The following is a 25,716-nucleotide window of genomic DNA, read 5'->3' on the forward strand; positions in this document are numbered from 1 at the left end:
GCGATCATGGCAGAACTGACCACGTTGGCCCGACCTTACGCCAAGGCAGCTTTTGAGTACGCTCAGGCCCACCAGCAACTGGCCAATTGGTCAGCCATGCTCGGCCTGGCTGCGGAGGTGTCGCAAGACGCCACCGTACAGCGCGTGCTCACGGCCCCGCGTTTGACGAGTACAGACAAGGCCACCGCCTTCATCGAGGTGTGTGGTGACAAGTTCGATGCCAAGGTACAGAACTTCATCCAGGTATTAGCCGAGAACAATCGTCTCGCGCTGCTGCCGCAAATCGCCGAATTGTTCGAGCTGTTGAAAGCCGAGCAGGAAAAATCGGTCGATGTGGATGTGGTCAGTGCTTTTGCATTGAACGACGAACAGCAAGACAAACTCGCCAAGGTTCTCAGTGCACGGCTCGGCCGGGAAGTGCGCCTGCACGCTGCGGAGGATGCCAGCCTTATTGGTGGCGTCGTAATCCGCGCCGGCGACCTGGTTATCGATGGCTCAGTTCGCGGCAAAATCGCGAAACTAGCCGAAGCATTGAAACTTTGAGTTTGAAGGGGCAGCAGAGCAATGCAGCAACTCAATCCTTCCGAAATTAGTGAAATCATCAAGGGTCGCATCGACAAGCTCGATGTGGCCTCCCAAGCCCGCAACGAAGGCACCATCGTCAGCGTTTCCGACGGTATCGTGCGTATTCACGGTCTCGCCGACGCTATGTACGGTGAAATGATCGAGTTCCCGGGCGGCGTCTATGGCATGGCCATGAACCTTGAGCGCGACTCCGTCGGCGCCGTGGTTCTGGGTCAATACCAGTCGCTGGCTGAAGGCATGAGCGCCAAGTGCACCGGCCGCATCCTCGAAGTTCCGGTTGGTCCGGAACTGCTGGGTCGCGTAGTCGATGCTCTGGGTAACCCTGTCGACGGTAAAGGCCCGCTGAACAACGTCGCTACCGACGCGGTTGAAAAGGTTGCACCGGGCGTGATCTGGCGTAAATCGGTCGACCAGCCAGTGCAAACTGGCTACAAGGCCGTCGATGCCATGATCCCGGTTGGTCGCGGTCAGCGTGAGCTGATCATCGGTGACCGTCAGATCGGTAAAACCGCTCTGGCCATCGACGCCATCATCAACCAGAAAAACAGCGGCATCCGTTGCGTATACGTAGCGATCGGTCAGAAGCAATCGACCATCGCCAACGTGGTTCGCAAACTGGAAGAAAACGGCGCGTTGGCTAACACCATCATCGTCGCGGCCAGTGCTTCCGAATCCGCTGCGCTGCAATTCATTGCACCGTACGCCGGCTGCACCATGGGCGAATACTTCCGTGACCGCGGTGAAGACGCGCTGATCGTTTATGACGATCTGTCCAAGCAGGCTGTGGCGTATCGCCAAATCTCCCTGCTGCTGCGCCGTCCGCCAGGCCGCGAAGCCTACCCAGGTGACGTGTTCTATCTCCACAGCCGTCTGCTGGAGCGCGCATCCCGCGTATCCGAAGAGTACGTAGAGAAGTTCACCAACGGTGCCGTAACTGGCAAAACCGGTTCCCTGACTGCTCTGCCGATCATCGAAACCCAAGCTGGCGACGTTTCCGCGTTCGTTCCGACCAACGTGATTTCCATCACCGACGGTCAGATCTTCCTGGAATCGGCGATGTTCAACTCCGGCATCCGCCCGGCAGTGAACGCCGGTGTATCGGTATCGCGTGTTGGTGGTGCTGCTCAGACCAAGATCATCAAGAAGCTCTCCGGTGGTATCCGTACCGCTCTGGCTCAGTACCGTGAATTGGCGGCTTTCGCCCAGTTCGCTTCTGACCTGGACGAAGCCACCCGTAAGCAGCTTGAGCATGGTCAGCGTGTTACCGAGCTGATGAAGCAGAAGCAATACGCGCCGATGTCCACCGCCGACATGGCGTTGTCCCTGTATGCCGCCGAGCGTGGCTACCTGGTCGACGTCGAGATCGCGAAAATCGGCAGCTTTGAACAGGCTCTGATTGCTTACTTCAACCGCGACTTGGCCGATCTGATGGCCAAGATCAACGTGAAGGGTGACTTCAACGACGAAATCGACGCAGGCATGAAAGCCGGTATCGAGAAGTTCAAAGCCACCCAAACCTGGTAAGTGCGATGGGGGCTGCGGCCCCCATCCTGCTAGCCGATAGGTGTACCTATATAGGTGTTGCATGGCAGGCGCAAAAGAGATTCGCAGCAAGATTGCGAGCATCAAAAGCACGCAAAAGATCACCAGCGCCATGGAAAAGGTCGCTGTCAGCAAGATGCGCAAAGCACAAATGCGCATGGCTGCCAGCCGTCCTTACGCGGAGCGTATCCGCCAGGTGATTGGTCATCTGGCCAACGCTAACCCGGAATACCGCCACCCGTTCATGATCAACCGCGAAGTTAAGCGCGTCGGTTATGTCGTAGTGAGCAGTGACCGTGGTCTGTGCGGTGGCTTGAATACCAACCTGTTCAAGGCCTTGGTCAAGGACATGGCGGTAAACCGCGAGAACGGCGTAGAGATCGATATCTGCGTAGTAGGCAGCAAGGGTGCGGCGTTTTTCCGCAACTTCGGCGGTAACGTCGTCGCTGCAATCAGCCACCTGGGCGAAGAGCCGTCGATCAATGATCTGATCGGCAGCGTCAAGGTGATGCTGGATGCCTACCTGGATGGCCGTATTGATCGCCTGTCCGTGGTTTCCAACAAGTTCGTCAACACGATGACGCAGAAGCCGACAGTGGAGCAGTTGATTCCGCTGGAAGCCGATCCGGATCAAGATCTCAAGCATCACTGGGATTACCTCTACGAACCCGACGCCAAAGAGCTGCTTGACGGCCTGATGGTGCGCTACGTGGAGTCGCAGGTTTACCAGGCGGTGGTCGAGAACAACGCTGCTGAACAAGCGGCCCGGATGATCGCGATGAAGAATGCGACTGACAACGCCGGTGATCTGATCAGCGATTTGCAGCTGATCTACAACAAGGCACGTCAGGCGGCGATCACCCAAGAGATCTCGGAAATCGTTGGCGGCGCTGCCGCGGTTTGATACCGGTTCAAATATTCAGAGGATCCAGCTATGAGTAGCGGACGTATCGTACAAATCATCGGCGCCGTGATTGACGTGGAATTCCCACGTGATCAGGTTCCGAGCATCTACGACGCCTTGAAAGTTCAAGGCGCCGAAACCACCCTCGAAGTTCAGCAGCAGCTGGGCGACGGCGTGGTTCGTACCATTGCGATGGGCTCGACCGAAGGCTTGAAGCGCGGTCTGGACGTCAACAACACTGGCGCAGCCATTTCGGTACCGGTCGGTAAAGCGACCCTGGGCCGCATCATGGACGTACTGGGCAACCCAATCGACGAAGCCGGCCCGATCGGCGAAGAAGAGCGCTGGGGCATTCACCGCCCGGCTCCTTCCTTCGCGGAACAAGCTGGCGGCAACGACCTTCTGGAAACCGGCATCAAGGTTATCGACCTGGTTTGCCCGTTTGCCAAAGGCGGTAAGGTCGGTCTGTTCGGTGGTGCCGGTGTTGGTAAAACCGTAAACATGATGGAGCTGATCCGTAACATCGCCATCGAGCACAGCGGTTATTCCGTGTTTGCTGGTGTGGGTGAGCGTACTCGTGAGGGTAACGACTTCTACCACGAGATGAAGGACTCCAACGTTCTCGACAAAGTAGCCTTGGTCTACGGTCAGATGAACGAGCCACCAGGCAACCGTCTGCGCGTAGCGTTGACCGGTCTGACCATGGCCGAGAAATTCCGTGACGAAGGTAACGACGTTCTGCTGTTCGTCGACAACATCTACCGTTACACCCTCGCCGGTACCGAAGTATCCGCACTGCTGGGCCGTATGCCTTCTGCAGTAGGTTACCAACCGACCCTGGCCGAAGAGATGGGCGTTCTGCAAGAACGTATTACTTCGACCAAGCAAGGTTCGATCACCTCGATCCAAGCGGTATACGTACCAGCGGACGACTTGACCGACCCGTCGCCAGCGACGACCTTCGCCCACTTGGACGCCACCGTCGTTCTGTCCCGTGACATCGCCTCCCTGGGTATCTACCCAGCGGTCGACCCGCTCGACTCGACTTCGCGCCAGCTGGATCCGAACGTAATCGGCCAGGACCACTACGACACCGCTCGCGGCGTTCAGTACGTTCTGCAGCGCTACAAAGAGCTGAAAGACATCATCGCGATCCTGGGTATGGACGAGCTGTCGGAAACCGACAAGCAGTTGGTATCCCGCGCTCGTAAGATTCAGCGCTTCTTGTCGCAGCCGTTCTTCGTGGCTGAAGTCTTCACCGGTGCTTCGGGCAAATACGTTTCCCTGAAAGACACCATTGCTGGCTTCAAAGGCATCCTCAACGGTGACTACGACCACCTGCCAGAACAAGCGTTCTACATGGTCGGCAGCATCGAAGAAGCTATCGAGAAAGCCAAGAAACTGTAATCCCAGCGCCCGGAAACGGGCGCTAATCAGGTTGAGGCAAGCAAATGGCTATGACAGTCCATTGCGATATCGTCAGCGCAGAAGGCGAAATCTTCTCCGGTCTGGTGGAGATGGTGGTTGCGAGCGGTCTCTTGGGTGATCTTGGTATCGCCATGGGTCACGCCCCGCTGATCACTGCTTTGAAGCCGGGCCCGATTCGCCTGATCAAGCAAGGCGGCGACACCGAGGTGTTCTACATCTCCGGTGGTTTCCTGGAAGTGCAACCGAACATGGTTAAGGTTTTGGCCGACACCGTGCAACGTGCAGACGACCTGGATGAAGCTTCCGCTCAAGAGGCCGTTAAGGCCGCTGAGAAAGCGTTGCATGAGAAAGGCGCGGAATTCGACTACGGTTCCGCCGCTGCCCGTCTGGCCGAGGCTGCAGCCCAGCTGCGCACCGTTCAGCAAATTCGCAAGAAGTTCGGCGGCTAACCCCGCAGCGCTTCATCGCGATCGAGTAAAAGGGTAGCCTTGGCTACCCTTTTTCTTTTTCTGAAATAGGCTTTTTCGCCCTACCGGGCACGCTCATCGCTACTGATAGTTCTTGCGCACTTCTCGCTGAACACCCCGTTCGCCGAACCCATTTTCAACCTGCTCAGGACCCCGCCCCATGTCACTCGATATCGTCATCCTCGCCGCCGGCCAAGGCACCCGCATGCGTTCGGCATTGCCGAAAGTGCTGCACCCCATCGCCGGTAAATCCATGCTCGGACACGTTATCGACACCGCCCGCCAGCTGCAGCCCAGCAGCCTGCAAGTGGTGATTGGCCATGGCGCCGACAAGGTTCGCGAGCAGCTGGCCGCTGCCGACCTCTCCTTCGTGCTGCAAGCCGAACAACTAGGCACCGGCCACGCCGTGGCCCAGGCGCTGCCCAAACTGAGCGCTGAGAAGGTGCTGATTCTCTACGGCGACGTACCGTTGATTGAAGAGCAAACCTTGCAGCGCCTGCTGGCATTGGTCACCGATCAACAACTGGGCCTGCTCACCGTTGAGCTCGCCGACCCCACCGGCTACGGCCGTATCGTGCGCAACGCGCAGGGCAGCGTGCAGGCCATCGTTGAACACAAAGACGCCAACGACGCCCAACGCGCCATTCGCGAAGGCAACACCGGCATTCTCGCCGTACCCGGCAAGCGCTTGGCCGAGTGGCTGGGTCGGCTGTCCAACAGCAACGCCCAAGGCGAGTACTACCTCACCGACGTAATCGCCATGGCCGTCGCCGATGGGCTGGTGGTCGCCACCGAGCAAGCCACCGACGAGATGGAAGTACTCGGCGCTAACGACCGCATCCAGCTGGCTCAACTGGAGCGCCACTATCAATACCGTGCCGCCCGCCGTCTGATGGCCCAGGGCGTCACGCTGATCGACCCGGCTCGTTTCGACGTTCGCGGCGAAGTCACCGTCGGCCGCGACGTGCTCATCGACATCAACGTCATCCTCGAAGGCCGCGTCGTTATTGAAGACAACGTGCAGATCGGCCCCAACTGCGTGATCAAAAACAGCACGCTGCGCAACGGCGCGATTGTCAAAGCCAACAGCCATTTGGAAGGTGCCGAGATGGGCGAAGGCGCCGACTGCGGCCCGTTTGCCCGTCTGCGTCCCGGCTCGGTGCTAGGTGCCAAGGCCCATGTGGGTAACTTCGTCGAGCTTAAGAATGCAATGCTGGGCGAAGGCGCCAAAGCCGGCCACCTGAGTTACCTGGGCGACGCTGAAATCGGCGCCCGCACCAACATTGGCGCCGGCACCATCACCTGCAACTACGACGGCGCCAACAAGCACCGCACCGTGTTGGGCGCCGACGTGTTCATTGGCTCGAACAGCGCACTCGTGGCGCCCGTCACGCTGGGCGATGGCGCCACCACTGGCGCCGGCTCCGTGATCACCGCCGACATTCCTGCCGAAACCCTCGGCGTCGGCCGCGCCAAGCAGCGCAACATCGAAGGCTGGAAGCGACCTACCAAGAAATAACGCCGGTCCGTGGATCCCCGCCTTCGCGGGGATGACGAAAGACTCCGGCCCGCTACCCGTCATTCCCGCGAAAGCGGGAATCCAGTATTTCGAGACGAGCTCGGACCTGAGGACTGAAGAACCTGGCTGCAGCACAAGAAATTGGATGCTTGTTTTATCCTTTGCTTGACGCAAAACCTTCGTTTTGTTTTGATTCGAGCACTTATCTTTCGAACCGAAACTTAACGCATGTCCAAACGCAACACACCGCAACGTCGCCACACCATCCTCTCCCTGCTTTCCGAGCACGGCGAGGTGAGTGTCGATGAGCTGTCCAAAGCGTTCAGCACGTCCGAAGTCACCATTCGCAAAGACCTCGCGGCCCTTGAAAGCAACGGTTTGCTGCTGCGCCGCTACGGTGGCGCGATCCCCATGCCGCAGGAATTGATTGCCGACAGCGCGCAGCCCGTTTCCCAGTACAAACACGCCATCGCCCGCGCCGGCGTCGCCTGTATCAAAGAACACGCGCGCATCATCATCGACAGTGGCACCACCACCGCCGCCATGATTCCCCAGCTCGGTCATAAGCCCGGCCTGGTGGTTATGACCAATTCCCTGAACGTCGCCCGCGCCCTTAGCGAGCTTGAGCACGAACCCGTGTTGCTGATGACCGGCGGCACCTGGGACCCGCACTCCGAGTCGTTCCAGGGTCAGGTCGCCGAACAGGTGCTGCGTTCCTACGATTTCGACCAATTGTTTATCGGCGCCGACGGCATCGACCTCGCGCGCGGCACCACCACATTCAACGAACTGCTCGGTCTTAGCCGCGTGATGGCTGAGGTGGCCCGTGAGGTCATCGTCATGGTCGAGTCCGATAAAATCGGCCGCAAGATTCCCAACCTGGAACTGCCCTGGAGCAGCATCCAAACCCTCATCACCGATGACCGCCTCGACAGTGAGACGCGCGCATCCATCAGCGCGCGTGGGGTCAATGTGATCTGCGCGGCGTTGCAAGCTTAAGGAGAAATGTATGTGTGGCATCGTCGGCGCAGTGGCTGAACGCAACATCACCGCCATTCTGGTGGAAGGCCTGAAACGTCTGGAATACCGCGGCTACGACAGCGCCGGGCTGGCGGTTTTCAGTAACGACAACCTGCTTGAGCGCCGTCGCCGCGTCGGTAAAGTTGGCGAGCTGGAACAGGCGCTGGCCGTCGAACCGCTCGCGGGTCGTCTCGGCATTGCTCACACTCGCTGGGCCACACACGGTGCGCCGAGCGAGCGCAACGCCCACCCGCACTTCTCCGGCAATGACCTGGCCGTGGTGCACAACGGCATCATCGAAAACCACGAAGCGCTGCGCAAACAGCTGCAGGAACTGGGTTATGTGTTCACCTCGGACACCGACACCGAAGTCATCGTCCATCTGCTCGACCACAAATTGAAAGCGCTGGGCGACCTCACCGTGGCGCTCAAAGCCACCGTTAAAGACCTGCACGGCGCCTATGGCCTGGCCGTGATCAGCGCCATGCAACCCGACCGTCTGCTAGCCGCCCGCAGCGGCAGCCCGCTGGTGATCGGCCTTGGCCTGGGCGAGAACTTCCTGGCGTCCGACCAATTGGCACTGCGCCAGGTCACCGACCGTTTTATGTACCTGGAAGAAGGCGACATCGCTGAAATCCACCGCGACAGCGTGCACATCTGGAACGTCGCCGGCGAGCCCGTGGTGCGCGAGAGCGTGCAGTACCACGAAGGCGCCGAAGCGGCCGACAAAGGCGCTTACCGCCACTTCATGCTCAAGGAAATTCACGAACAACCGGTGGTGGTGCAACGCACCCTCGAAGGTCGTCTGGGCACCGATCACGTACTGGTCCAGGCGTTTGGCCCGCAAGCCGCCGAGTTGTTTGCCAAGGTTCAAAACGTACAGATTGTCGCCTGCGGCACCAGTTATCACGCCGGCATGGTTGCCCGTTACTGGCTAGAAGAGTTTGCCGGCATCCCGTGCCAGGTCGAAGTCGCCAGCGAATTCCGTTATCGCAAAGTGGTGGTGCAGCCGGGAACGTTGTTCGTCAGCATTTCGCAATCCGGTGAAACCGCAGACACCCTGGCCGCCCTGCGCAACGGCAAAGCCAAACCGTCAGATGCGGGTGGGTACCTGGCGAGCCTGGCCATCTGCAACGTGGGCATCAGCTCCCTGGTGCGCGAGTCCGACCTGACGCTGCTAACCCAAGCCGGCCCGGAAATCGGCGTCGCCTCCACCAAGGCGTTCACCACCCAGTTGGTTGCGCTGATGCTGCTGACGCTCTCCCTTGGCCAAGTTCGCGGCACCCTGGCGCCCGGTGTCGAAGCCGGCCTGGTGGACGACCTGCGCCGCTTGCCAACCCGCCTCGGTGAAGCCTTGGCCATGGACGCCACGGTGGAGAAAATCTCCGAACTGTTCGCCGAAAAACACCATGCCCTTTTCCTCGGCCGTGGCGCGCAATACCCAGTGGCGATGGAAGGTGCCTTGAAGCTCAAGGAAATTTCGTACATTCACGCCGAGGCTTATCCGGCTGGCGAGCTCAAACATGGCCCGTTGGCGCTGGTCGACAGCGACATGCCGGTGGTCACCGTAGCGCCTAACAACGAGCTGCTGGAAAAGCTCAAATCGAACCTGCAGGAAGTGCGCGCCCGTGGCGGCGAGCTGATCGTGTTCGCCGATGGCCAGGCCGGCATGAGCAATGGCGAAGGCACGCACGTGGTGAACATGCCGCACATCTGCGATGCGCTGGCGCCCATCCTCTACACCGTGCCGCTGCAATTGCTTTCGTATTACGTGGCCGTGCTGCGCGGCACCGACGTCGATCAGCCGCGTAACCTGGCAAAAAGCGTGACCGTGGAATAACCGAACGCGGCTGTGGATAACACTTATCCACAGCCGCTTCGTCCCGCACAACGAACTATTCGGCCCGCTTCGCCTCTGAAACCTGCGGTTAACTATTACAACTCATCCTGTAATAGCCGCCCGCCATACTCGGCGGCACTTCAGCTAGAGCGGAGCATGAAATGAAAGGCCTGTTTGCTTCCCGAGCAGTGCAGGGCTGTTTGGCCTTGGCGCTGGTCAGCACTGCGGCAATGGCCCAGCACAACCGTTACTTCGAGCGTGTCTGGTTTCAGCTTGAACAAGCGGAAAACCCCGCCAGCGCGCAACGGCTGCCGGGTTATTACGTCGACATCGAAGGTCGCACCATTGGCAGCGAAACCAATGTGTCCGCATTGTCGTTCGACCCCGAGCGCAACACCCTGGTCAGCGTCACCAACCAACGACCGCATTTCCTTGAGCTGTCGCTGGAAGGCGACGTGCTGCGACGCATCCCCCTCGAAGGTTTTAAAGACCCGGAAGCCATCGAGTACATCCGCCCCGGCGTGTACGTGATCGTCGAGGAACGCCGACGCCGGCTCACCGAAGTGCATGTGAACGCCGACACCACGGTTATCAACATCAACGATCCCATCAACGCCCACCAGCTCGACCTCAGCAGCGTCGGCGAAGAAAACAAAGGCTTCGAGGGTTTGGCGTACGACTCGGCCAATCAGCGCCTGTTCATCGCCAAAGAACGCGACCCGATGCGCATTTTCGAAGTCAGCGGCTTTATGCAACACGCCCCCGGCCCGCTACGCCTGCAAGTGCGCACTGACCCCGAGCGCGACAAGCGCCTGTTTCTCACCGACCTGTCCAGCCTCTATTACGACGTGGGCACCCAGCACCTATGGGCGCTCTCGGACGAATCAAAAATGGTCATCGAGCTGGATCAGAAAGGCGAGCCGCTCAGCAGCCTCAACCTGCGCGCCGGCAATCAGGGCCTGAAAGCCGACATTCCCCAGGCCGAAGGCATGGCCATGGGCAGCAATGGCGATCTGTTTCTAGTGAGCGAGCCGAACCTGTTCTATCGCTTCAAGAAGAGCGAGTAGCCGGATACGACCGCGGCGTATACACCCAATCCACCTCACTGCCCGCCTTGGCGAAGCGGCGGGTGGTGCTGGAGCCGATGATAACCATCGTGCGCATGTCGACCATTTCCGGGGTCAGCTCGCCGAGTGTGGTCACGCTCAGCGCTTCGGCGGGGCGGCCGATGTCGCGGCCGAGCACCACCACCGTGTCGGGGCTGCGTTGTTCGCGCACCACATCCAGCGCACGGCCCAACTGCCAAGGGCGGGCGCGGGAAATCGGGTTGTAGAAGGCCAGCGCCAGGTCGGCGAGGGTGGCGTGTTTTAGTCGCAGCTCGATCACCTCCCACGGCTTGAGGTTGTCCGAGAGCGAGATCATGCAGAAATCATGACCCAATGGCGCGCCGGCTTTCGCGGCGGTGGCCAGCGAGGCGGACACGCCGGGCAACACCTGCAATTCAACGGCATGCCAGTGCGCGTCACTGCTGGCTTCAAGCGCTTCCAGCACGGCGGCGGCCATGGCGAATACGCCCGGATCGCCAGACGACACCACCACCACCCGGCGACCGCTCGCGGCCAATTCGAAGGCGTGGCGTGAGCGCGCGATTTCTTCGCGGTTGTCGCTGTTGTGCAGCACTTGGTCCGGGCGGAACGGGCCGGCCATGGTCACGTAGGTTTCGTAGCCGAGCACGTCTTCGGCTTCTTCCAGGGCACGCTTCACCGCCGGCGCGGTGAAGGCGGCGGCGCCGGGTCCAAGGCCTACCACGGTAAGCCGGCCACGGGGCTGGCCGAGGCTGTGGATAACCACGGGTTGCTCGGCGATCGCCAGCCTCAGGCCTTCGCTTTCCACCAGACGGTGCGCGTCGCTCAGGGCCAGGTCGTCACTGAAGCGCAGGGGCACGCCAAGCTGTTCGGCGGTGGCCAGCAAAGCGCTGTCGGTCATTCGGTCGCGGGTGCACAGCAGGCAGGCGAGGGCGAGGGCGCTGATCCCGGCTGCGCTCAGGCTGTGTTCGATTGCTTGCGCATTAGCCGGCGGATTGAGCGCCACCACGCTGCGCGGGTGAATCAGCAATTCGTCGGCGCCGCCATTGGCGTCCGTGCTGATACGAATGCGCAGCTGAGCATCGCCGGCCAGCGGCAGGCGCGCCTGCTCCAGCCAGGGCGCGTCGCCCTCGATACGCACGTTTTCCCCGCCGAGCAGGGAGGAAACAAAGCGCTTGCCCTGCTCGATATCGCCCAGCACATAGCCACTTGGCGGGTTGAGCACGCAGGTGTCGAAGCGCAGCTCGCCGCTGGTGGTGATGGCCGGCGCCACGGCCAGCTCAGCGGCAATCTCGCGTGCCAGCGTATTCACGCCAGCCAGGCCGCCCAGCAGCGGCACCACGGCGCTGCCGTCTTCGGCGACGGCCAGCACAGGCGGTTCGGCGCCTTTGGTTTGCAGCATTGGCGCCAGGCAGCGGATGACGATGCCGGCGGCGCACAGGGCAATGAGCGGGCGGTTGCTTTGGTACAGCTCGCGGAGCGTGTTGCCGAAATCGCTGTAGCCGATATCGGCGCTTACGCGCTCGTTCAGGCCGTACACCTGCGCGCCGGGATACAGCGCTTGAATGCGCCGCGCGGTGGTCAGGGCGCCGGTGCCGAGGATGATGATGGCGGGGGACATTGGGGCTCCGGTGGTCGGCGGGCGGGTGGCGTTTGTGCGGCCCCCTCTCCCTAACCCTCTCCCCGAGGGGCGAGGAGACTGAATTGTGGTGGGTCTGCGAACGCGGTTCTAAACCAATCACCGATTAGCTCCCCTCGCCCGCTGGCGGGAGAGGGGCTGGGGGAGAGGGTTGCGGCGAAACGCTTACCTCACGCCTGCCACTTTTCCCCCGGCACAATAATCAACGAAAAATACGGCGAGGCCATCGGCTCCACTTCGTCGAGCGGCACAATCCGTTGATTCTCCATGGTCGCGCGCTCCACGTATTTCGCCCGGCCAGCCAGGCCCAGTTCTTCGAGCACGCCACGCACTTTGTCGAAGTTGCGCCCCAGCTTCATCACCACGGCGGCATCGGTGGCGGCCAGGCGTTGTTTCAGCTCGTCGGCCGGCAACACGCCGCTCAGTACCGCCAAACTCTGGTTGCGATACACCAGCGGAATGCCCAGCACCGAGGCGCCGCCCAGCATGGAGCACACGCCCGGCACCACTTCAGCGGGGTAGCGAGTGGCGAGGCGGTCGTGCAGGTACATGTAGGAACCGTAGAAGAACGGGTCACCTTCGCAGATCACCGCCACGTCGCGGCCGGCTTCCAGGTGCTCGGCAATCTGCTCGGCGCAGGTGTCGTAGAAGTCGCTGATGATGTTCTCGTAGCTTAGCGGCGGGGCGAGCTTTTCGGTGGTTACCGGATACACCATCGGCAGGCGCTGCTGCGCCTCGGTCAGGTGCCCGGCAATGATGCCGAAGGCGTTGCCATGCTGGCCGGCGGCAACTTTGGCTTTCGCCACGAAGTAGCCAATCACCGGTGCGGCTTGTAGCAAGCGCAAGGCTTTGAGGGTGATCAGTTCCGGATCCCCAGGCCCAACGCCAATGCCCAGCAGGCGACCTTTTACAAGCATCACTCCACCTCCGTGGCCAGGGCGTTGACAGCGGCGGCGGCCATGGCGCTGCCACCGCGGCGGCCTCGCACAATCACATACGGCACGCCACGGCTGTCGGCAGCGAGCAGGTCTTTCGATTCGGCGGCACCGACGAACCCGACCGGAAAGCCGAGAATCAGCGCGGGCTTCGGCGCGCCGGCATCGAGCATTTCCAGCAGATAGAACAGCGCGGTCGGGGCGTTGCCGATCACCACCACGGCGCCTTCCATATGCGCGCGCCAATGTTCGAGTGCCACGGCCGAGCGGGTGTTGCCGAGCTCGCGGGCGAGGTCATGCACGCCTTCATTATTGAGTGTGCAGATCACCTGATTGTTGGCCGGCAGACGAGTGCGCGTTACGCCTTCAGAAACCATGCGCGCGTCGCACAGAATCGGCGCGCCAGCAGCCAAGGCGTTGCGCCCGGCAGTGCCGGCGCCTGGCGAGAAGCGCAGGTCTTGCACCACATCGACCATGCCGCAGGCGTGAATCACGCGCACGGCGAGTTTTTCCAGGTCGGCTGGAATGCCGCTCAGGTCGGCTTCGGCGCGGATGATGGAAAACGAGTGGCGGTAAATTTCCTGGCCATCGCGGATGTACTCAAGCATCAAAGGGCTTCCATGGGGTCGGGCAGCGCGGCCAGTGTGTCGGCGGCTTCAAGAATAGTCAGATGACGGGCCAGCACGCGGCCGAAACCGCTGAGGTGGGTGTCCCGTTGGTAAAGGTCGTAACGGCCAGGCGCGACGGCCAGCAAGGTGTGCGGCGCGGTGTGGGCGGCAGCGCACGAGCGACTGCAACCGCTGAGGTGCACCTGCTCGATGGCGATAGTGCGTTGGGCCAGGGCGCCGGCCAACAACAGGGCGTCGCCTTTGCTGTCGGCCAGGCCTTTGCTGCAATCGGTGGAACCGCTACAGGCCACCAAGCGCGCCAACGGGGCGGCGCTGTCGGTGAGTAAACCCAGCGTGTTCAACTGCTGGGCCAGGCCTCGCGCCTCGTTGTGCGGCACATCGCGCAGCAGCAGGCTTTGCCAGGGCGTGAGGTACACCGAATCACGGGCTAGCGCAGCGACGGCGGCCAACTGTTGCGCCGAGATTCGCCCAAGCGTGGGCGCGGCGCCGACCATCACCAGGCCCGCTTGCCGCTGCGGGCGAATTCCGAGGTGCGCCCAGGGTTCGGCAGGCGCGCGATGCCAGCTGCTGACGGCATCGTCTTGCTGCAAGGCAAACGGCAAGCGCTGTTGCAACTCGGCAAGAAAGGCGGCCGTCGGCCACGTCGCCAAAAGATGGCGCATACGCGTGTGCTCGGCGCTGGCGCGTTGCAGGAATAGTTCGAGGCACGCTTGAACCAGCGCCGGCACCTGCTCGGCATTTATCGCTGCCAGGGCGCCCTCGGGTTTGCCAGCCAGGCCGAAGACAAAACGGCCGTCAGCCAGCGCGCTCAACCACAGGTCGTGGTGATGCTCAAGCATCGCCATGCCCTCGCCGCCGTCCAGTTGCACGGCGAATTTGGCTGAAAGCTGATGCAGCGATTCCTGGGTTTCCAGCAGGCTGAGTAGCTGGTCGGCGAGGGGACGAACGTCTAGCAATTGCTGAGCATCGACGCCAGCGGCGGGGCTGAGCATCACGTTGCGCACGTCATCAGCGCCCGCGCTGCGCGGGCCGAGTTCAGCCGCCAGCAATGCGGCGATCAGCGCCTGCACTTCACCGGCACGCACGCCGCGAATCTGCAAGTTGGCGCGGTTGGTGATCTCCAGCACGCCGCTGGCATGACGTTCGGCAGCGGCGCTGATGGCCAACGCCTGAACCACGCTCAGCCGCCCGCCCGGCAGTTTCACCCGGCAAATGCCGCCGTCGCGCGCCTGCACAATGCGCAGCAAACCCGGGCACGCCGTATGGCGTGGCAGGGGCGCGTTGGGCATGGGCTGGACGTTATTCAAAAAGGCTCACTGGTTCGCTGTGGCTGGCTGTGGGTGCCGACGAACGCGCTATTATGCCCGCTTTGCCCGACCCCAGGAAAAGCCTGCTTGTCGGCGGTTTAAAAGGAGTGCCCATGGCGGCGTGGCTGACAGTGGTGGGAATCGGCGAAGACGGCTACAGCGGTCTGGGCAAGCCTGCGCGCCGGGCCTTGCTTGAGGCGCGGTTGATCATCGGCAGCCCGCGTCAGCTGGAGTTGTTGCCCCATTGCCTGAGGGCCGAACGTCAGGGCTGGCCCATTCCGTTCAGCCTCGGGCCGGTGCTCGCGGCGCAGGGCACGCCGGTATGCGTGCTGGCCAGCGGCGACCCGATGCTGTTTGGCGTCGGCGCCAGCCTGGCGCGCCAGGTGCCGGCTGATGAAATGCAGGTGTACCCGGCGCCGTCGTCGTTTTCCCTGGCGGCCGCGCAGTTGGGCTGGGCGTTGCAAGAGGTCGCCTGCTTGTCCGTGGTGGCTCGCCCCATCGCCGCATTAAACGCCCATATCCATCCCGGCCAGCGTTTGCTGGTGCTGAGTAACGATGGCTCCAGTCCGGCGACCATTGCTCAATTATTGGTACAGCGCGGTTTTGGCGGCAGCCGGTTGCGCGTGCTGGAACACCTGGGCGGCCCGTTGCAGCGCGCCGTCGACGGCATCGCCAGCGCCTGGGCCGTGCCGGAAGTTGCCGCGCTGAATGTGCTGGCCATCGACTGCATCGCGGATACCGACGCCCGCTTGTTGCCGCTGACGCCGGGCTTACCCGACAGCGCCTTCGCCCACGACGGCCAACTGACCAAGCGTGACGTGCGCGCCATCACCCTGGCCCGCCTGGCGCCCATGCCGGGTGAGTTGCTCTGGGACGTGGGCGCCGGCTGTGGCTCCATCGGCATCGAATGGATGCGCGCCCACCCCAGCTGCCGCGCGATTGCGGTAGAAGCCAACGCCGAACGCCAGGGCTTGATCGCGCAAAACCGCGACGCCCTTGGCGTGCCGAGCCTGCAATTGGTTGCCGGCAGCGCACCCGAAGCCTTGCAGGGCTTGCCGCAAGCCGATGCCATTTTCATTGGCGGCGGCGTCACCATTCCCGGCGTGCTGGACCACTGCTGGGCCCATGTGCGGCCCGGCGGCCGATTGGTCGCGAACGCCGTAACGCTGCAAAGCGAAGCGGCGCTGGTGGCCTGGCGCGAGCAGCATGGCGGCGAGCTGACCCGCATCACCGTGGCCCAGGCGCTACCCTTAGGCGATTTCGACACCTGGCGCGCCGCGCTGCCCATCACCCTGTTACACGCCGTGAAGCCCTGAGCCATGCGCGACGAGACCCCCGAACAACCTGCGCCGCTGCGAAGCGGCTACACCACCGGCAGTTGCATCACCGCAACCAGCCTGGCGGCGGCGCGGTTGTTGCTCGCGGGCACGGTCAGCGATGCGGTGGAAATCGTGCTGCCCAAAGGCCGTGAAGTGCTGATGCGGCTGGAATTTTGCCGACCCTTCGAAGGCGGCGCCGAAGCCGGTACGCTCAAAGATGCCGGCGATGACCCGGACGTGACCCACGGCGCTCTGGTGTTTGCCCGCGTGCGTCTGCGGGCCGAACCTGGGGTGGCGTTTTTCGCCGGCCCTGGCGTCGGCACGGTAACCAAACCGGGCCTGACCCTGGCCGTGGGTGAGCCGGCGATCAACCCGGTCCCCCGACAAATGATCACCAGCCACCTGTTCAGCTTGGCCATCGAGCACGGCTACGGCGGCGGCTTCGAAGTAACGGCCTGTGTGGAAAACGGTGAAGCGCTGGCGCTGAAAACCATGAACCCGCGCCTGGGCATTTTGGGCGGCCTGTCCATCCTCGGCACCAGCGGCATCGTCCGGCCGTTTTCCTGCGCGGCGTATATCGCCTCCATTCACCAAGGCATTGATGTCGCCCGCGCCAACGGCTTCACCCACCTGGCCGCCTGCACCGGCAACGCCAGCGAAGACCGTATGCGCCAGCACTACGAACTCGACGACACCGCCCTGGTGGAAATGGGCGACTTCGTCGGTGCCGTGCTCAAGCATTTGCGCATTGCGCCTGTGGAAAAACTCAGCCTGTGCGGCGGCTTCGGCAAAATCAGCAAACTGGCGGCCGGGCATATGGACCTGCACAGCCGCCACTCCAGCATCGACCTGCCTCAACTCGCCAAGTGGGCCGCCGCCATCGGCGCCAGTGCCGCGCTTCAGCAGGCGATCATTGCCAGCAACACCAGTCAGCAAGCGCTGGCGTTGGCCAGTGCCGAAGGCATCGAGCTGGGCAATGCGGTGTGTGCCCATGCGTTGAAATTCGCCCAGAGCATCGTGCCGGCGACCGTGCAGGTGGAGGTGTTCGCCATCGACCGTCAAGGCGGCATCGTCGGTTATGCGGGCGCCGGGCAATGAAGCCGAGGGTGTTGCTGCTCGGCGGCGTGGCCGAAGCGTTGGCGCTGGCTCGGCAGTTGGAAGCCAACGACATCTACAGCCTCGCCGGCCTCGGTCGCGTGCCGGATGACTTGCCTTGTCAGGTGCGCGTCGGCGGCTATGGCGGCGCCGAAGGGCTGGCGCAGTTCATCAGCGCCAACGGCATCAGTTTGCTGGTCGATGCCACCCACCCCTACGCCGCACAAATCAGCGCCAACGCCGCCCGCGCCGCGCGACTGGCGGGCATTGCCTGTTGGGCGCTGCGTCGTCCCGGTTGGCAGGCGCAGGCCGGCGATGACTGGCGCGAAGTGGCGGATTGGAACGCGCTTATCCACAGCCTCGCGCCGTTCAAGCGCCCGCTGTTTACCTTGGGCCGCGAACCGCTGGAACACCTGGAAGAAATTCCGCACCACCAGCATTGGACCGTGCGCTGTTTGCAAAGCCAGGCGCCGACCGCGCGGGCCGACATCATCGGTGCGCGCGGGCCGTTTTCATTGGAAAGCGAACGCACGCTGTTCGCGCGGCTGCAATGCGACGTGCTGATCAGCAAAAACAGCGGCAGCCAGAGCACCGAGCCGAAGTTGCAGGTAGCGCGAGAGTTAGGGCTGCCAGTGCTGGTGCTGCGCCGGCCGATATTGCCAGCGGTGGACCGGGAGTTCGGCACGGGTGAAGCGCTGTTGGCTGCGCTTCGAGATCCTACCGTTGCCAGGTAAAAACGCCGTGGCAGAGCCTGGTCTGCGAGACGGCTGTGGCCTCTAGATTCCTAGGCCCGTTCAACCGCCCCGGTAAGACCACTCTGAATCTTTGCGCCGTGGCAATTATGGTTTCCTGACGCCATATAGTCCGAAGCCCTATCCGCCTTGAGGGCTTCTCCGATGAAAGCGATTCGCTGTTTATTCGCGCTGGCTCCGTGTGTGCTGGCCATGGCTGTGCATGGCCAGAACGCCATCCCGGTAACGACCCATGGTCCTGTTCCGGCAGCGCTGCCAGGTCTGAACATTGGCTTGGGCCAGTCAAACGAAGTGATCAGTTGCACGCCGTTGCGTTTGACGCCGGCCAACGCCACCCAAGGCCATTTCACCAATACGCAGGTAAGCGTCACGTATGAGGCGGCGCAGGCGAAACGCTGCGCCGACATAACGCTTACCGACGGCGCCGGTAATGCGGTTGCTACCGTCGTGCGATACCAAAGTGAATGGTCGAACCCGCTCACTGGCGTGGTGGGTGCGGTGACCTTGGCGCCGGTCAGTGAGCTGGCGACGGGCAAGGTTTATCAGATTCATCAGGCCGGACGGCAGGTGGGGTCGTTCTCCACAAGCGCAGCTGTACGCCAGCGCGGTCGCCCGGTAGTGGTGAGTGATCAGCCCGTGAAGTTTTCCGACCTGCCCAAAGCCGCACAGCTGAGCGCGGCAACCATTAACGGAATGCTCACTACCCTGCTCAAAGACAGCGTGCACAACAAAATTGGCCAAATGCTGGCCAGGGCGGCGCTGGGCAAAGAAGCACCGAATTTGGCAGAGCCGCACGCGCGTTACTCGGCACGGGTTAAAAAATTGACCTACACCAGCAGCCGTGCCGACGGCACGCCGATCGAGCTGAGCGGCCTGCTGATTTACCCGGAGAATGCGGACGGTAGTGCCTTCAATTACAACGGGGTTGCCACGGTGCTGGGCCAACATGGCAGCCTGCGCTCAACCAACCCGGCACCCTCGTCGGCTGCGACGCTTGAAGTGGTGGTCGGCCTGCTCGCCGCCGGCAAGGGTCATGTGTATTTCGCCCCCGATTTGATCGGTTTGGGCGACACCGCGACCCAACCCCAGGCGTATCTGATCGCGCAGGACACCGCGGCTGCGAGCGAAGACATGCTGATGGCGGTGCGAAGCTATTTCGCCGAGCAGTTCAACGGCGCGCAACTGAGCCGTGACCTGCGTATTTTCGGCGCTTCCCAAGGCGGTTATTCGGCGATGGCCGTGCTGCCGTCCTTGAGCGCCCTGGCCGATGTGAGAGCGGTGTATGCCGGCGAAGGCCCCTACAACGTGCTTCGCACGTTGCAATCGCCGTTGCTGACAATGGCCGGCGAGCCTCGCGACGCTTACGCCCGCTATGAAGACCTGAGCTTTGTGCCGGGCCACCTGCGTACCATCATGGACACCTACCGCAGCTACGAAGGGCTGGCCTATAACACCGACGATGTGTTCAAGCCCGATGGCCAGTTGCAGCCCGCGTTTCTGGCTGAATTCAAACAGGGGAAATACCCCCGCCTGCTCACGCACATGCTGCTGAACACCTTGATTGACGGCGACATCACGCTCACAGCGCCTTCGGCAGACGTGACACTGTTTCACTATTCCCAAGACAGCCTCGTGCCCGCGCAGAACACCACCGACATGCTTGGCTTTCTGCGCAGCGGCCGGCATCACCTGGGCTCGGTTAACCGTGGCGACTGCCGTGAAAGCTCGGCGTTCGTGAAACTGTTTCTGTTTTTCAGCTCAGCCAAACAAAAAACCCATACGGTTTGTACGCTCTACACCACGGACCGTTTTGTCGGTGAGCTTTAGCGCCTAGCCCCAGGCGCGACGTTAGCCCTCGCGGTAAAACACCTCGTCCTTGTACGGGTACCACCAGTCGTGAATCTGCGGCTGGTGGTCGATGATGACCATCTTCGAGCGACGGAACGCGTCGAGCCCCTGGCGCCCAAGTTCGCGGCCCATGCCAGACATTTTCCAGCCGCCGAAGGGCAGGGCGTCGTTATCGATCAGCGGGTTATTCACCCACACCATGCCGGCTTCCAGGCGGTCGGCGGCTTCCATGGCTTCGCCAAGGTCCGTGGAAAACAGCGAGGCGCCGAGGCCGAAGCTGGAGTCGTTGGCCAGGCGCACGGCTTCGTCGAAATCGGCCACTTTGCAGATCGCCGCCACCGGGCCGAAGCATTCTTCGTGGAGGATATCCATGGCCTGAGTGACGCCGGTGAGAATGGTCGGCTCGTAGTACCAACCCACCGGCTGGCTCGGCGGAATGCGCCCGCCACAAACCACGGTGGCGCCCTTGGCCACCGCGTCGGCGACCAGGCGCATCACTTTGTCGCGCGCCGCCTCGCTCACCAGCGGCCCAATTTCGCTGTGCTCCAGACCATGCCCAATGCGCAGTTTTTGCGTCATGGCGGCGAAGCGTTCAACGAACGCATCGTGAATGTCGTCCACTACAAAGAACCGTTCGGCCGAGGTACAGATCTGCCCGGTCAGGTGAAATGCCGCTGTTACCGAACCGGCCACGGCCACGTCCAGCGGCGCGTGTTTGGACACAATCAGCGCATCGCTGCCGCCCGCTTCGATCACGCACGGTTTCATGCGCTCGGCGCAGGCCATGGCCACCGCTTTGCCGGCCGCCACGCTGCCGGTGAACGCCACGGCGTGGGTGCCTTCGGCTTGAATCAACAACTGCGCGGTGCTCGCATCACCGGGCACGCAGCTGACCAAACCGGCCGGCAGCACACGGAAGTGCTCCATGAATTTCAGCGTGCACAGCGTGGTGGCTTCGGCGGGTTTGATGATGCAGGCGTTGCCGGCGGCGAGCGACGCGGCAACGGTCCAGCACATCAACAGCACCGGGAAGTTGAACGGCATGATGTGCACGCTCACGCCCATGGCGTCGTAGCGCACATGCTGGAATGAGCCCAGTTGCGTGGTGCCGGCCACCTTGCCGGCGTCGTCGCGGGCCATCTCGGCGTAGTAGCGGAAAATCGGTGCGCAGTTGGCCAGCTCGCCCATCGCTTCGGGGAAGGGTTTGCCCATTTCCAGCGTCATCAGACGTCCGGCTTCGCGGTTGACCGCCACCTCGCTTTCGATGGCGTTAGCCAGCGTGTGTAACAGCGCCGCGCGGCTTTTCGCATCGACCTTGCGCCACGCCTTTTGCGCTGCGTTGGCGGCGGCGATGGCGGTGTTTACATCGGCCTCGTCGCCCAAGGCGATCTGCCCCACTTTCTCCAGCGTGGCGGGGTTGATGATGTCGCGCAGGCGCTGGCTGTGCGGCGTGGTGAAGTCGGGATTGATGAAGTGGTTCATGGCGGCTCCAGGCGGGGCGGCGGACGGGTTATCCACAGCCCGAGGAAAAAGGTCAGTGGGCGGGCAGCGGTTGCGCCCAGCCGGATAATTCGCGGTCGAGAAATTCGCGCAGCGGCAACAGCGCCGGGGTGCGTAAGGCACGGTCGAGCAGGCCGATCACCCGCGGCACATGGGCCAGGTAATGCTGCTTGCCGTCGCGCTGTGCCAGGCGCACGAAAATACCGGCAACCTTGGCGTGGCGCAGCGCGGCCAATACCGGGTAATCAGCGCCAAACTGCTCGGCATCCACTTCCGGGCGCTGGGCCAGGTAGCGCGTGAGCAGGTGGTCGCGCAGGGTTTCCGGCACGTCACGGCGGGCGTCTTCAAGCAGCGACATCAGGTCGTAGGCGCAGGAGCCAATCAGGGCGTCCTGGAAATCCAGTAATCCACAGGCCTTAACGCCGGTCTGGCCGTCCAGCCGCATCAGGTTATCCACATGGAAATCGCGCAGCACCAAGGCCTCCCGGCGTTTGGCGACGGCGCTGGCCAGTTGCGCACACACCGCCAGGAAAGGCTCGCGTAAGGCCAGCGCGGCGGCCTTATCCACAAGCAGCGGCGCGTACCAGTCGATAAACAGCACCGCCTCGGCCAACAGCGCATCGAGGTCATATGCGGGAACATTAACGGCCAGCGCTCGCGGCGCCTGATGCAGGTGCACCAGGGCATCCACCGCCAACTCATACAGCGGCTGCTCGGCGTAGCCCATGCCGAGGAGGCGGGTGTAGGTGGCCTGGCCGAAATCTTCGATCAACGCCAGACCGGCTGCCGCGTCGCTGGCCAGCACATGGGGCGCCGACAAACCCAGCTCGCGCAGATGCATGGCCAGGGTCAAGAACGGCACGATGGGTTCAAGGCCGGGCGGCGAATCCATCAACAACAAACCGGCCTGCGGCAGACGGAAATAGCAGCGCCGCGACGCGTCCATCGGCAACGCCTCAAGGCGACTGCTGGCGTACCCGGCGCCGGCCAGAAAGGCGCGGCGTTGTTCAGGGCGGGCGTAGGTTTCGGCCATGGTGATCACCGGATCATGTAAACCTTTTTGATGGTTTCGTGGACCGTGCAGGTGCCTTTCCAGTCTTTGGGGAAGAAGGCGGCGGTGTCCGGTTTGATCTCGATCACTTCGCCGTTTTCATGCACATAGGTGCTGCTGCCTTCGAGGAAATGGCAGAACTCGTCGCTGGTGACGTGGCAAAACCACTTGCCCGGCGTGCAGACCCAGATGCCGCATTCCGACTGGCCTTCCGGGCCTTTGTGCAACACCACGCCGGAGACTTTCGACTCGCCCTCGAGCATGGTCGGGATGGTGCCCCAGTCTTTGAGGTCAGTGATTTCGAGCGGGTTGTAGAGGTGTGGGGTGGTCATGGTTTCAACTCCTTAAAGATGATTTTTGTAGGAGCCAGCTTGCTGGCGAAGCTTTTAGAGCAAGCGCTTCGCGAGCAAGCTCGCTCCTACGGGATCGGTAGTTGGCTCACGCCAGCATGTACAAATTACGAATGGTTTCCTGCACGTGGCATTCGCCGGTCCAGCCGGCGGGGAAGAGCACGAGGGTGTTGGCTTTCACCTCGATCACTTCACCGTTGTCTTCGCGGTAGGTGGCGCGGCCGCTGACGAAATGGCACAGCTCGTCGCGCGGAATCGACAGGCGCCAGCGCCCAGGCGTGCACACCCATAAGCCGGTTTCCGGGCTGTTGTTCGGGCCTTTGAATAGCAGACGGCCGCTGGAGTGGGACACGCCCTCCACGGCATCGCTTTGCACGCCCCAGTCCACCAGGTCGGTGCGCGTGCTGACGTCGTACAGCGCAGGCGCTGTGCTGGTATTGGCTTCAGTCATGGTTAAGCAGTCCATCGAGAATTTTTGCCGCGTCTTGCGGGCCTTTGCGTGATTGCATGTACGCGCTGGTTTGCTTCAGGCGCGCTTGCATGGCGCTGTCGGTGAGGCAGGCGTCGAGCTTGGCGGCCAGGTCGGCCTCGCTCCATTCGTAGCGATCGAGCTTGAAACCGTGGCCGCTTTCTTCGGCGCGCATGGCGTTGTCGTGGCCGTCCCACACGTACGACATGACGATGGCCGGCTTACCGAAGAACAGGCATTCGGTGAAGCTGTTGTTGCCGCCATGGTGGATCACCGCGTCGACCTTTTCGATCACTGACGGCTGCGGGTACCAATTGGAAATCAGCACGTTGTCGGGCAGGTCGGTGTATTCGTCCAGGTGCTCGCCGACGTTGAACAGCGCGCTGTACGGCAGCTTGCCGATGGCGACGATCAAGCGTTTGAGCAGGTCGACATCGCCCGAACCCAGGCTGCCAAAGCTCACGTACAGCAGCGGCTTGTCGTTGTTGGCTTTGAATTCGGGAATGTCGTACGGCTTGTCGGCGCGCACGCAGCCTTGCAGGTAGTGAAACTGCTCAGGCGGCAGCGCGTGACGACGTTCGAACTTCACCGGGTCCGGGTAGAGCAACAGGTTCATGAACGGCGACGCTTCGAAGAAGGTGCCGAGCGGGTAAGGCCGTTCGCCGTGGGCGACGAGAAATTCGTTGAAGTCGGCATGAATGGGGCCGACCTCTTCTTCGAAGCGGCGACGGAATTCGGCGTGCCCGGCTTTGTCGTGCACGCTCATGCCCGACAGATGCGGCGGAATATCCGGATCTTCGATCTCGTTTTCCGAGCAGGAAATAATCCGCACCCACGGCTTGCCGTACTGCTTGATGGCGGGGAACAGAATCACGTTGTCGACGCAGATCAGGTCCGGCTGCACCTTGGCCAGCACGGCGGGCAAATCTTTCTCGGCCCACTTGGCGGTTTCGACGATGGCGGCCCAGCATTCCTTCACGTAGTTGGGAATTTGCTCGAGCGGCGATTTGCGAAAGTTGGGAATGTGGCCGTTGATGAAGTCGACCCAGTACTTGGCCATTTCTTCGGCCGGCATCGGCGCCGACATATTCACCATGTGCTCTTCAAACCCGTAGCCCGAATACACGCCGCTCATGCCGGGGTCGGTGAGAAACACCGCCTTGTGCCCCAGCGCTTCGCACGCCTGGGCGATGCCCACGGAATTCAGTGCCGGGCCGTATGCCGCCTCGGGAAAAAAAGCGATGACCTTTTGCTTCATGACGCTTACTCCTGCCGAACGTAAAAGGGTGGGTGTGGGGCTAGCGGGTCAGCACGCGGGCGTGCCGCGTCTGCCAGCCGAGACGAATGCTGGCGCCCTGTTCAAACCGGGCGTTATCCACTTGCGAAGAGGGCACGCGCACGATCAGCGGTTTGTCGCTGAGTGCGGTTTGCACGTGCAGGTTGGTGTCGAGGCCGTGGTAAGCCACTTCCACGATCTGCCCGTCTACCTGATTGACGCAGGCTTGTTCGTCGGCCAACGGCGTGGTCGAACTGAGCACCTGCAAGCGCTCCGGGCGGATCACCAGCGCCACCGCTTCACCCGTAAGCTCGCCCACCGCCGACTCCACCTTGAGGCTGCGGTTACGCACCACCACGCTGTTGTCGGTCTGACGCACGCCTTCGAGGATGTTGCTCACGCCAATGAAGTTGGCGACGAAGCGGCTGTTGGGGTTTTCATACAGTTCGGCCGGCGAGCCGCATTGGCAGACCTTGCCGCCATTGAGCACGGCCATGCGGTCGGACATCACCAACGCTTCTTCCTGGTCGTGGGTGACGATGATGAAGGTGATGCCGCTCTCGTGTTGCAGGCGCTTGAGTTCGAGCTGCATTTTTTCCCGCAGCTTTTTATCCAGCGCACCGAGTGGCTCATCGAGCAGCAGCACGCGCGGGCGCTTCACCAATGCGCGGGCCAGCGCCACGCGCTGACGTTGGCCGCCAGAGAGTTGATCCGGCTTGCGCTCGGCCAACTCGCCCAATTGCGCGGTGGCGAGCACGGCATCCACGCGCTGACGGATTTCAGCGGCGGGCAGCTTTTCCATTTCCAGGCCGTAGGCGATGTTTTTGCGCACGGTCATGTTCGGGAACAGCGCATAGCTCTGGAACATCAAGTTCAGCGGGCGCTTGTTGGCGGGCAGCGGCGAGATGTCGGTGCCGTCCAGGTAAATGCAGCCGCCACTCGGCGTTTCGAAGCCGGCGAGCATGCGCAACAAGGTGGTTTTGCCACAGCCGGACGGCCCGAGCAGGGCGAAGAATTCGTTCTCGCGGATGCTCAGCGACACCTGGTCGACGGCTACCAACTGTTCGCCGTACGACTTGCTGACCTTGTCCAGAACCAGCACGTTTTTCACATCGTCGGCCGCGCGTTCGCGAAGGGCCGGTTCATTCATGGCGAT

23 protein-coding genes are annotated in these 25,716 nt (G+C 62.2%); 13 read left to right on the forward strand and 10 right to left on the reverse strand.

The window, feature by feature from the left end:
* Positions 1 to 6: 6 nt before the first annotated feature.
* The 9 genes from AC0IW7_RS10295 to AC0IW7_RS10335 all read left to right on the forward strand — a co-directional run bounded on the left by AC0IW7_RS10295 (position 7) and on the right by AC0IW7_RS10335 (position 10,372).
* The gene (locus tag AC0IW7_RS10295) at positions 7 to 543 is read left to right on the forward strand and encodes a F0F1 ATP synthase subunit delta (protein WP_122449893.1); all 537 of its coding nucleotides are present in this window, start codon (positions 7 to 9) and stop codon (positions 541 to 543) included.
* Between the two features lie 21 nt (positions 544 to 564).
* On the forward strand, positions 565 to 2,109 hold the full coding sequence (atpA, locus tag AC0IW7_RS10300) for a F0F1 ATP synthase subunit alpha (RefSeq protein WP_122492287.1): 1,545 nt from the start codon (positions 565 to 567) through the stop codon (positions 2,107 to 2,109).
* A gap of 61 nt (positions 2,110 to 2,170) precedes the next feature.
* Entirely contained in the window at positions 2,171 to 3,031 is an 861-nt protein-coding gene (atpG, locus tag AC0IW7_RS10305; protein ID WP_122492288.1) for a F0F1 ATP synthase subunit gamma, read from the forward strand.
* 30 nt (positions 3,032 to 3,061) lie between these two features.
* The gene (atpD, locus tag AC0IW7_RS10310; protein ID WP_122449890.1) at positions 3,062 to 4,438 is read left to right on the forward strand and encodes a F0F1 ATP synthase subunit beta; all 1,377 of its coding nucleotides are present in this window, start codon (positions 3,062 to 3,064) and stop codon (positions 4,436 to 4,438) included.
* A gap of 44 nt (positions 4,439 to 4,482) precedes the next feature.
* Positions 4,483 to 4,908 carry a F0F1 ATP synthase subunit epsilon gene (locus tag AC0IW7_RS10315; protein ID WP_122449889.1) on the forward strand — a complete coding sequence of 142 codons (426 nt, stop codon included), beginning with the start codon at positions 4,483 to 4,485 and terminating at the stop codon, positions 4,906 to 4,908.
* A gap of 178 nt (positions 4,909 to 5,086) precedes the next feature.
* Complete coding sequence (gene glmU / locus AC0IW7_RS10320; protein ID WP_471817652.1) at positions 5,087 to 6,445, forward strand: bifunctional UDP-N-acetylglucosamine diphosphorylase/glucosamine-1-phosphate N-acetyltransferase GlmU; 1,359 nt, start codon at positions 5,087 to 5,089, stop codon at positions 6,443 to 6,445.
* Between the two features lie 228 nt (positions 6,446 to 6,673).
* Positions 6,674 to 7,444, forward strand: a complete 771-nt coding sequence (locus AC0IW7_RS10325; RefSeq protein WP_471817654.1) for a DeoR/GlpR family DNA-binding transcription regulator — start codon at positions 6,674 to 6,676, stop codon at positions 7,442 to 7,444.
* A 10-nt stretch (positions 7,445 to 7,454) separates the two neighbouring features.
* Positions 7,455 to 9,305, forward strand: coding sequence for a glutamine--fructose-6-phosphate transaminase (isomerizing) (gene glmS / locus AC0IW7_RS10330; protein WP_471817656.1), 1,851 nt, complete (start codon positions 7,455 to 7,457; stop codon positions 9,303 to 9,305).
* A gap of 161 nt (positions 9,306 to 9,466) precedes the next feature.
* Positions 9,467 to 10,372 carry an SdiA-regulated domain-containing protein gene (locus AC0IW7_RS10335; protein WP_471817658.1) on the forward strand — a complete coding sequence of 302 codons (906 nt, stop codon included), beginning with the start codon at positions 9,467 to 9,469 and terminating at the stop codon, positions 10,370 to 10,372.
* Here the strand turns inward: AC0IW7_RS10335 and cobJ are convergent.
* From cobJ to cobG, 4 genes are all read right to left on the reverse strand, one after another.
* A complete protein-coding gene (gene cobJ, locus AC0IW7_RS10340) occupies positions 10,356 to 12,011 on the reverse strand; it encodes a precorrin-3B C(17)-methyltransferase (RefSeq protein ID WP_471817660.1) in 1,656 nt (551 codons plus the stop codon). The two genes, AC0IW7_RS10335 and cobJ, sit on opposite strands and share 17 nt — an antisense overlap.
* 188 nt (positions 12,012 to 12,199) lie before the next feature.
* Positions 12,200 to 12,946 carry a precorrin-2 C(20)-methyltransferase gene (locus AC0IW7_RS10345; RefSeq protein WP_471817662.1) on the reverse strand — a complete coding sequence of 249 codons (747 nt, stop codon included), beginning with the start codon at positions 12,944 to 12,946 and terminating at the stop codon, positions 12,200 to 12,202.
* Entirely contained in the window at positions 12,946 to 13,572 is a 627-nt protein-coding gene (locus AC0IW7_RS10350) for a precorrin-8X methylmutase (protein ID WP_122492295.1), read from the reverse strand. Before AC0IW7_RS10350 ends, AC0IW7_RS10345 begins: the two co-directional genes overlap by 1 nt.
* Entirely contained in the window at positions 13,572 to 14,882 is a 1,311-nt protein-coding gene (cobG, locus tag AC0IW7_RS10355; RefSeq protein ID WP_471817664.1) for a precorrin-3B synthase, read from the reverse strand. The genes AC0IW7_RS10350 and cobG overlap by 1 nt, the downstream gene beginning before the upstream one ends.
* Positions 14,883 to 15,013: 131 nt before the next feature.
* On the opposite strand from cobG, the gene cbiE reads away from it, so the two are divergent.
* The 4 genes from cbiE to AC0IW7_RS10375 all read left to right on the forward strand — a co-directional run bounded on the left by cbiE (position 15,014) and on the right by AC0IW7_RS10375 (position 19,893).
* Positions 15,014 to 16,216 carry a precorrin-6y C5,15-methyltransferase (decarboxylating) subunit CbiE gene (cbiE, locus tag AC0IW7_RS10360; RefSeq protein ID WP_471817666.1) on the forward strand — a complete coding sequence of 401 codons (1,203 nt, stop codon included), beginning with the start codon at positions 15,014 to 15,016 and terminating at the stop codon, positions 16,214 to 16,216.
* 3 nt (positions 16,217 to 16,219) lie between these two features.
* Positions 16,220 to 17,317 (forward strand): cobalt-precorrin-5B (C(1))-methyltransferase, encoded by a 1,098-nt coding sequence (locus AC0IW7_RS10365; protein WP_471817667.1) that lies wholly within the window; start codon positions 16,220 to 16,222, stop codon positions 17,315 to 17,317.
* Positions 17,314 to 18,048: a cobalt-precorrin-6A reductase gene (locus AC0IW7_RS10370; protein WP_471817669.1), complete on the forward strand. Its 735-nt coding sequence runs from the start codon at positions 17,314 to 17,316 to the stop codon at positions 18,046 to 18,048. Before AC0IW7_RS10365 ends, AC0IW7_RS10370 begins: the two co-directional genes overlap by 4 nt.
* A 162-nt stretch (positions 18,049 to 18,210) precedes the next feature.
* Positions 18,211 to 19,893 carry a hypothetical protein gene (locus AC0IW7_RS10375; RefSeq protein ID WP_471817670.1) on the forward strand — a complete coding sequence of 561 codons (1,683 nt, stop codon included), beginning with the start codon at positions 18,211 to 18,213 and terminating at the stop codon, positions 19,891 to 19,893.
* A 21-nt stretch (positions 19,894 to 19,914) separates the two neighbouring features.
* Here AC0IW7_RS10375 and AC0IW7_RS10380 read toward each other — a convergent pair whose 3' ends face one another.
* The 6 genes from AC0IW7_RS10380 to AC0IW7_RS10405 all read right to left on the reverse strand — a co-directional run bounded on the left by AC0IW7_RS10380 (position 19,915) and on the right by AC0IW7_RS10405 (position 25,710).
* The gene (locus tag AC0IW7_RS10380; protein ID WP_471817672.1) at positions 19,915 to 21,396 is read right to left on the reverse strand and encodes an aldehyde dehydrogenase family protein; all 1,482 of its coding nucleotides are present in this window, start codon (positions 21,394 to 21,396) and stop codon (positions 19,915 to 19,917) included.
* A gap of 52 nt (positions 21,397 to 21,448) precedes the next feature.
* Positions 21,449 to 22,447, reverse strand: coding sequence for an aminoglycoside phosphotransferase family protein (locus AC0IW7_RS10385; protein ID WP_471817673.1), 999 nt, complete (start codon positions 22,445 to 22,447; stop codon positions 21,449 to 21,451).
* 5 nt (positions 22,448 to 22,452) lie between these two features.
* The gene (locus tag AC0IW7_RS10390; protein ID WP_122449875.1) at positions 22,453 to 22,797 is read right to left on the reverse strand and encodes a cupin domain-containing protein; all 345 of its coding nucleotides are present in this window, start codon (positions 22,795 to 22,797) and stop codon (positions 22,453 to 22,455) included.
* A 106-nt stretch (positions 22,798 to 22,903) separates the two neighbouring features.
* Positions 22,904 to 23,266, reverse strand: coding sequence for a cupin domain-containing protein (locus AC0IW7_RS10395; RefSeq protein WP_471817675.1), 363 nt, complete (start codon positions 23,264 to 23,266; stop codon positions 22,904 to 22,906).
* A complete protein-coding gene (locus AC0IW7_RS10400; protein ID WP_471817677.1) occupies positions 23,259 to 24,542 on the reverse strand; it encodes a nucleotide disphospho-sugar-binding domain-containing protein in 1,284 nt (427 codons plus the stop codon). Before AC0IW7_RS10400 ends, AC0IW7_RS10395 begins: the two co-directional genes overlap by 8 nt.
* A gap of 40 nt (positions 24,543 to 24,582) precedes the next feature.
* Positions 24,583 to 25,710: an ABC transporter ATP-binding protein gene (locus AC0IW7_RS10405; RefSeq protein ID WP_122492303.1), complete on the reverse strand. Its 1,128-nt coding sequence runs from the start codon at positions 25,708 to 25,710 to the stop codon at positions 24,583 to 24,585.
* Positions 25,711 to 25,716: the final 6 nt, after the last annotated feature.

The organism is Pseudomonas sp. AC229 (genome assembly GCF_979254655.1).

Excerpts from the sequence above, each read along its gene's own strand:
- AC0IW7_RS10405 (WP_122492303.1), bottom strand. The coding sequence starts at position 25,710 with ATGAATGAACCGGCCCTTCGCGAACGCGCGGCCGACGATGTGAAAAAC.
- AC0IW7_RS10315 (WP_122449889.1), top strand. The coding sequence starts at position 4,483 with ATGGCTATGACAGTCCATTGCGATATCGTCAGCGCAGAAGGCGAAATC.
- atpG (WP_122492288.1), top strand. The coding sequence starts at position 2,171 with ATGGCAGGCGCAAAAGAGATTCGCAGCAAGATTGCGAGCATCAAAAGC.
- atpD (WP_122449890.1), top strand. The coding sequence starts at position 3,062 with ATGAGTAGCGGACGTATCGTACAAATCATCGGCGCCGTGATTGACGTG.
- AC0IW7_RS10350 (WP_122492295.1), bottom strand. The coding sequence starts at position 13,572 with ATGCTTGAGTACATCCGCGATGGCCAGGAAATTTACCGCCACTCGTTT.
- AC0IW7_RS10365 (WP_471817667.1), top strand. The coding sequence starts at position 16,220 with ATGCGCGACGAGACCCCCGAACAACCTGCGCCGCTGCGAAGCGGCTAC.
- AC0IW7_RS10380 (WP_471817672.1), bottom strand. The coding sequence starts at position 21,396 with ATGAACCACTTCATCAATCCCGACTTCACCACGCCGCACAGCCAGCGC.
- AC0IW7_RS10385 (WP_471817673.1), bottom strand. The coding sequence starts at position 22,447 with ATGGCCGAAACCTACGCCCGCCCTGAACAACGCCGCGCCTTTCTGGCC.
- cbiE (WP_471817666.1), top strand. The coding sequence starts at position 15,014 with ATGGCGGCGTGGCTGACAGTGGTGGGAATCGGCGAAGACGGCTACAGC.
- AC0IW7_RS10400 (WP_471817677.1), bottom strand. The coding sequence starts at position 24,542 with ATGAAGCAAAAGGTCATCGCTTTTTTTCCCGAGGCGGCATACGGCCCG.
- AC0IW7_RS10345 (WP_471817662.1), bottom strand. The coding sequence starts at position 12,946 with ATGCTTGTAAAAGGTCGCCTGCTGGGCATTGGCGTTGGGCCTGGGGAT.
- atpA (WP_122492287.1), top strand. The coding sequence starts at position 565 with ATGCAGCAACTCAATCCTTCCGAAATTAGTGAAATCATCAAGGGTCGC.
- AC0IW7_RS10390 (WP_122449875.1), bottom strand. The coding sequence starts at position 22,797 with ATGACCACCCCACACCTCTACAACCCGCTCGAAATCACTGACCTCAAA.
- AC0IW7_RS10375 (WP_471817670.1), top strand. The coding sequence starts at position 18,211 with ATGAAAGCGATTCGCTGTTTATTCGCGCTGGCTCCGTGTGTGCTGGCC.
- cobG (WP_471817664.1), bottom strand. The coding sequence starts at position 14,882 with ATGCCCAACGCGCCCCTGCCACGCCATACGGCGTGCCCGGGTTTGCTG.
- AC0IW7_RS10395 (WP_471817675.1), bottom strand. The coding sequence starts at position 23,266 with ATGACTGAAGCCAATACCAGCACAGCGCCTGCGCTGTACGACGTCAGC.
- glmU (WP_471817652.1), top strand. The coding sequence starts at position 5,087 with ATGTCACTCGATATCGTCATCCTCGCCGCCGGCCAAGGCACCCGCATG.
- AC0IW7_RS10295 (WP_122449893.1), top strand. The coding sequence starts at position 7 with ATGGCAGAACTGACCACGTTGGCCCGACCTTACGCCAAGGCAGCTTTT.
- AC0IW7_RS10325 (WP_471817654.1), top strand. The coding sequence starts at position 6,674 with ATGTCCAAACGCAACACACCGCAACGTCGCCACACCATCCTCTCCCTG.
- AC0IW7_RS10370 (WP_471817669.1), top strand. The coding sequence starts at position 17,314 with ATGAAGCCGAGGGTGTTGCTGCTCGGCGGCGTGGCCGAAGCGTTGGCG.
- cobJ (WP_471817660.1), bottom strand. The coding sequence starts at position 12,011 with ATGTCCCCCGCCATCATCATCCTCGGCACCGGCGCCCTGACCACCGCG.
- glmS (WP_471817656.1), top strand. The coding sequence starts at position 7,455 with ATGTGTGGCATCGTCGGCGCAGTGGCTGAACGCAACATCACCGCCATT.
- AC0IW7_RS10335 (WP_471817658.1), top strand. The coding sequence starts at position 9,467 with ATGAAAGGCCTGTTTGCTTCCCGAGCAGTGCAGGGCTGTTTGGCCTTG.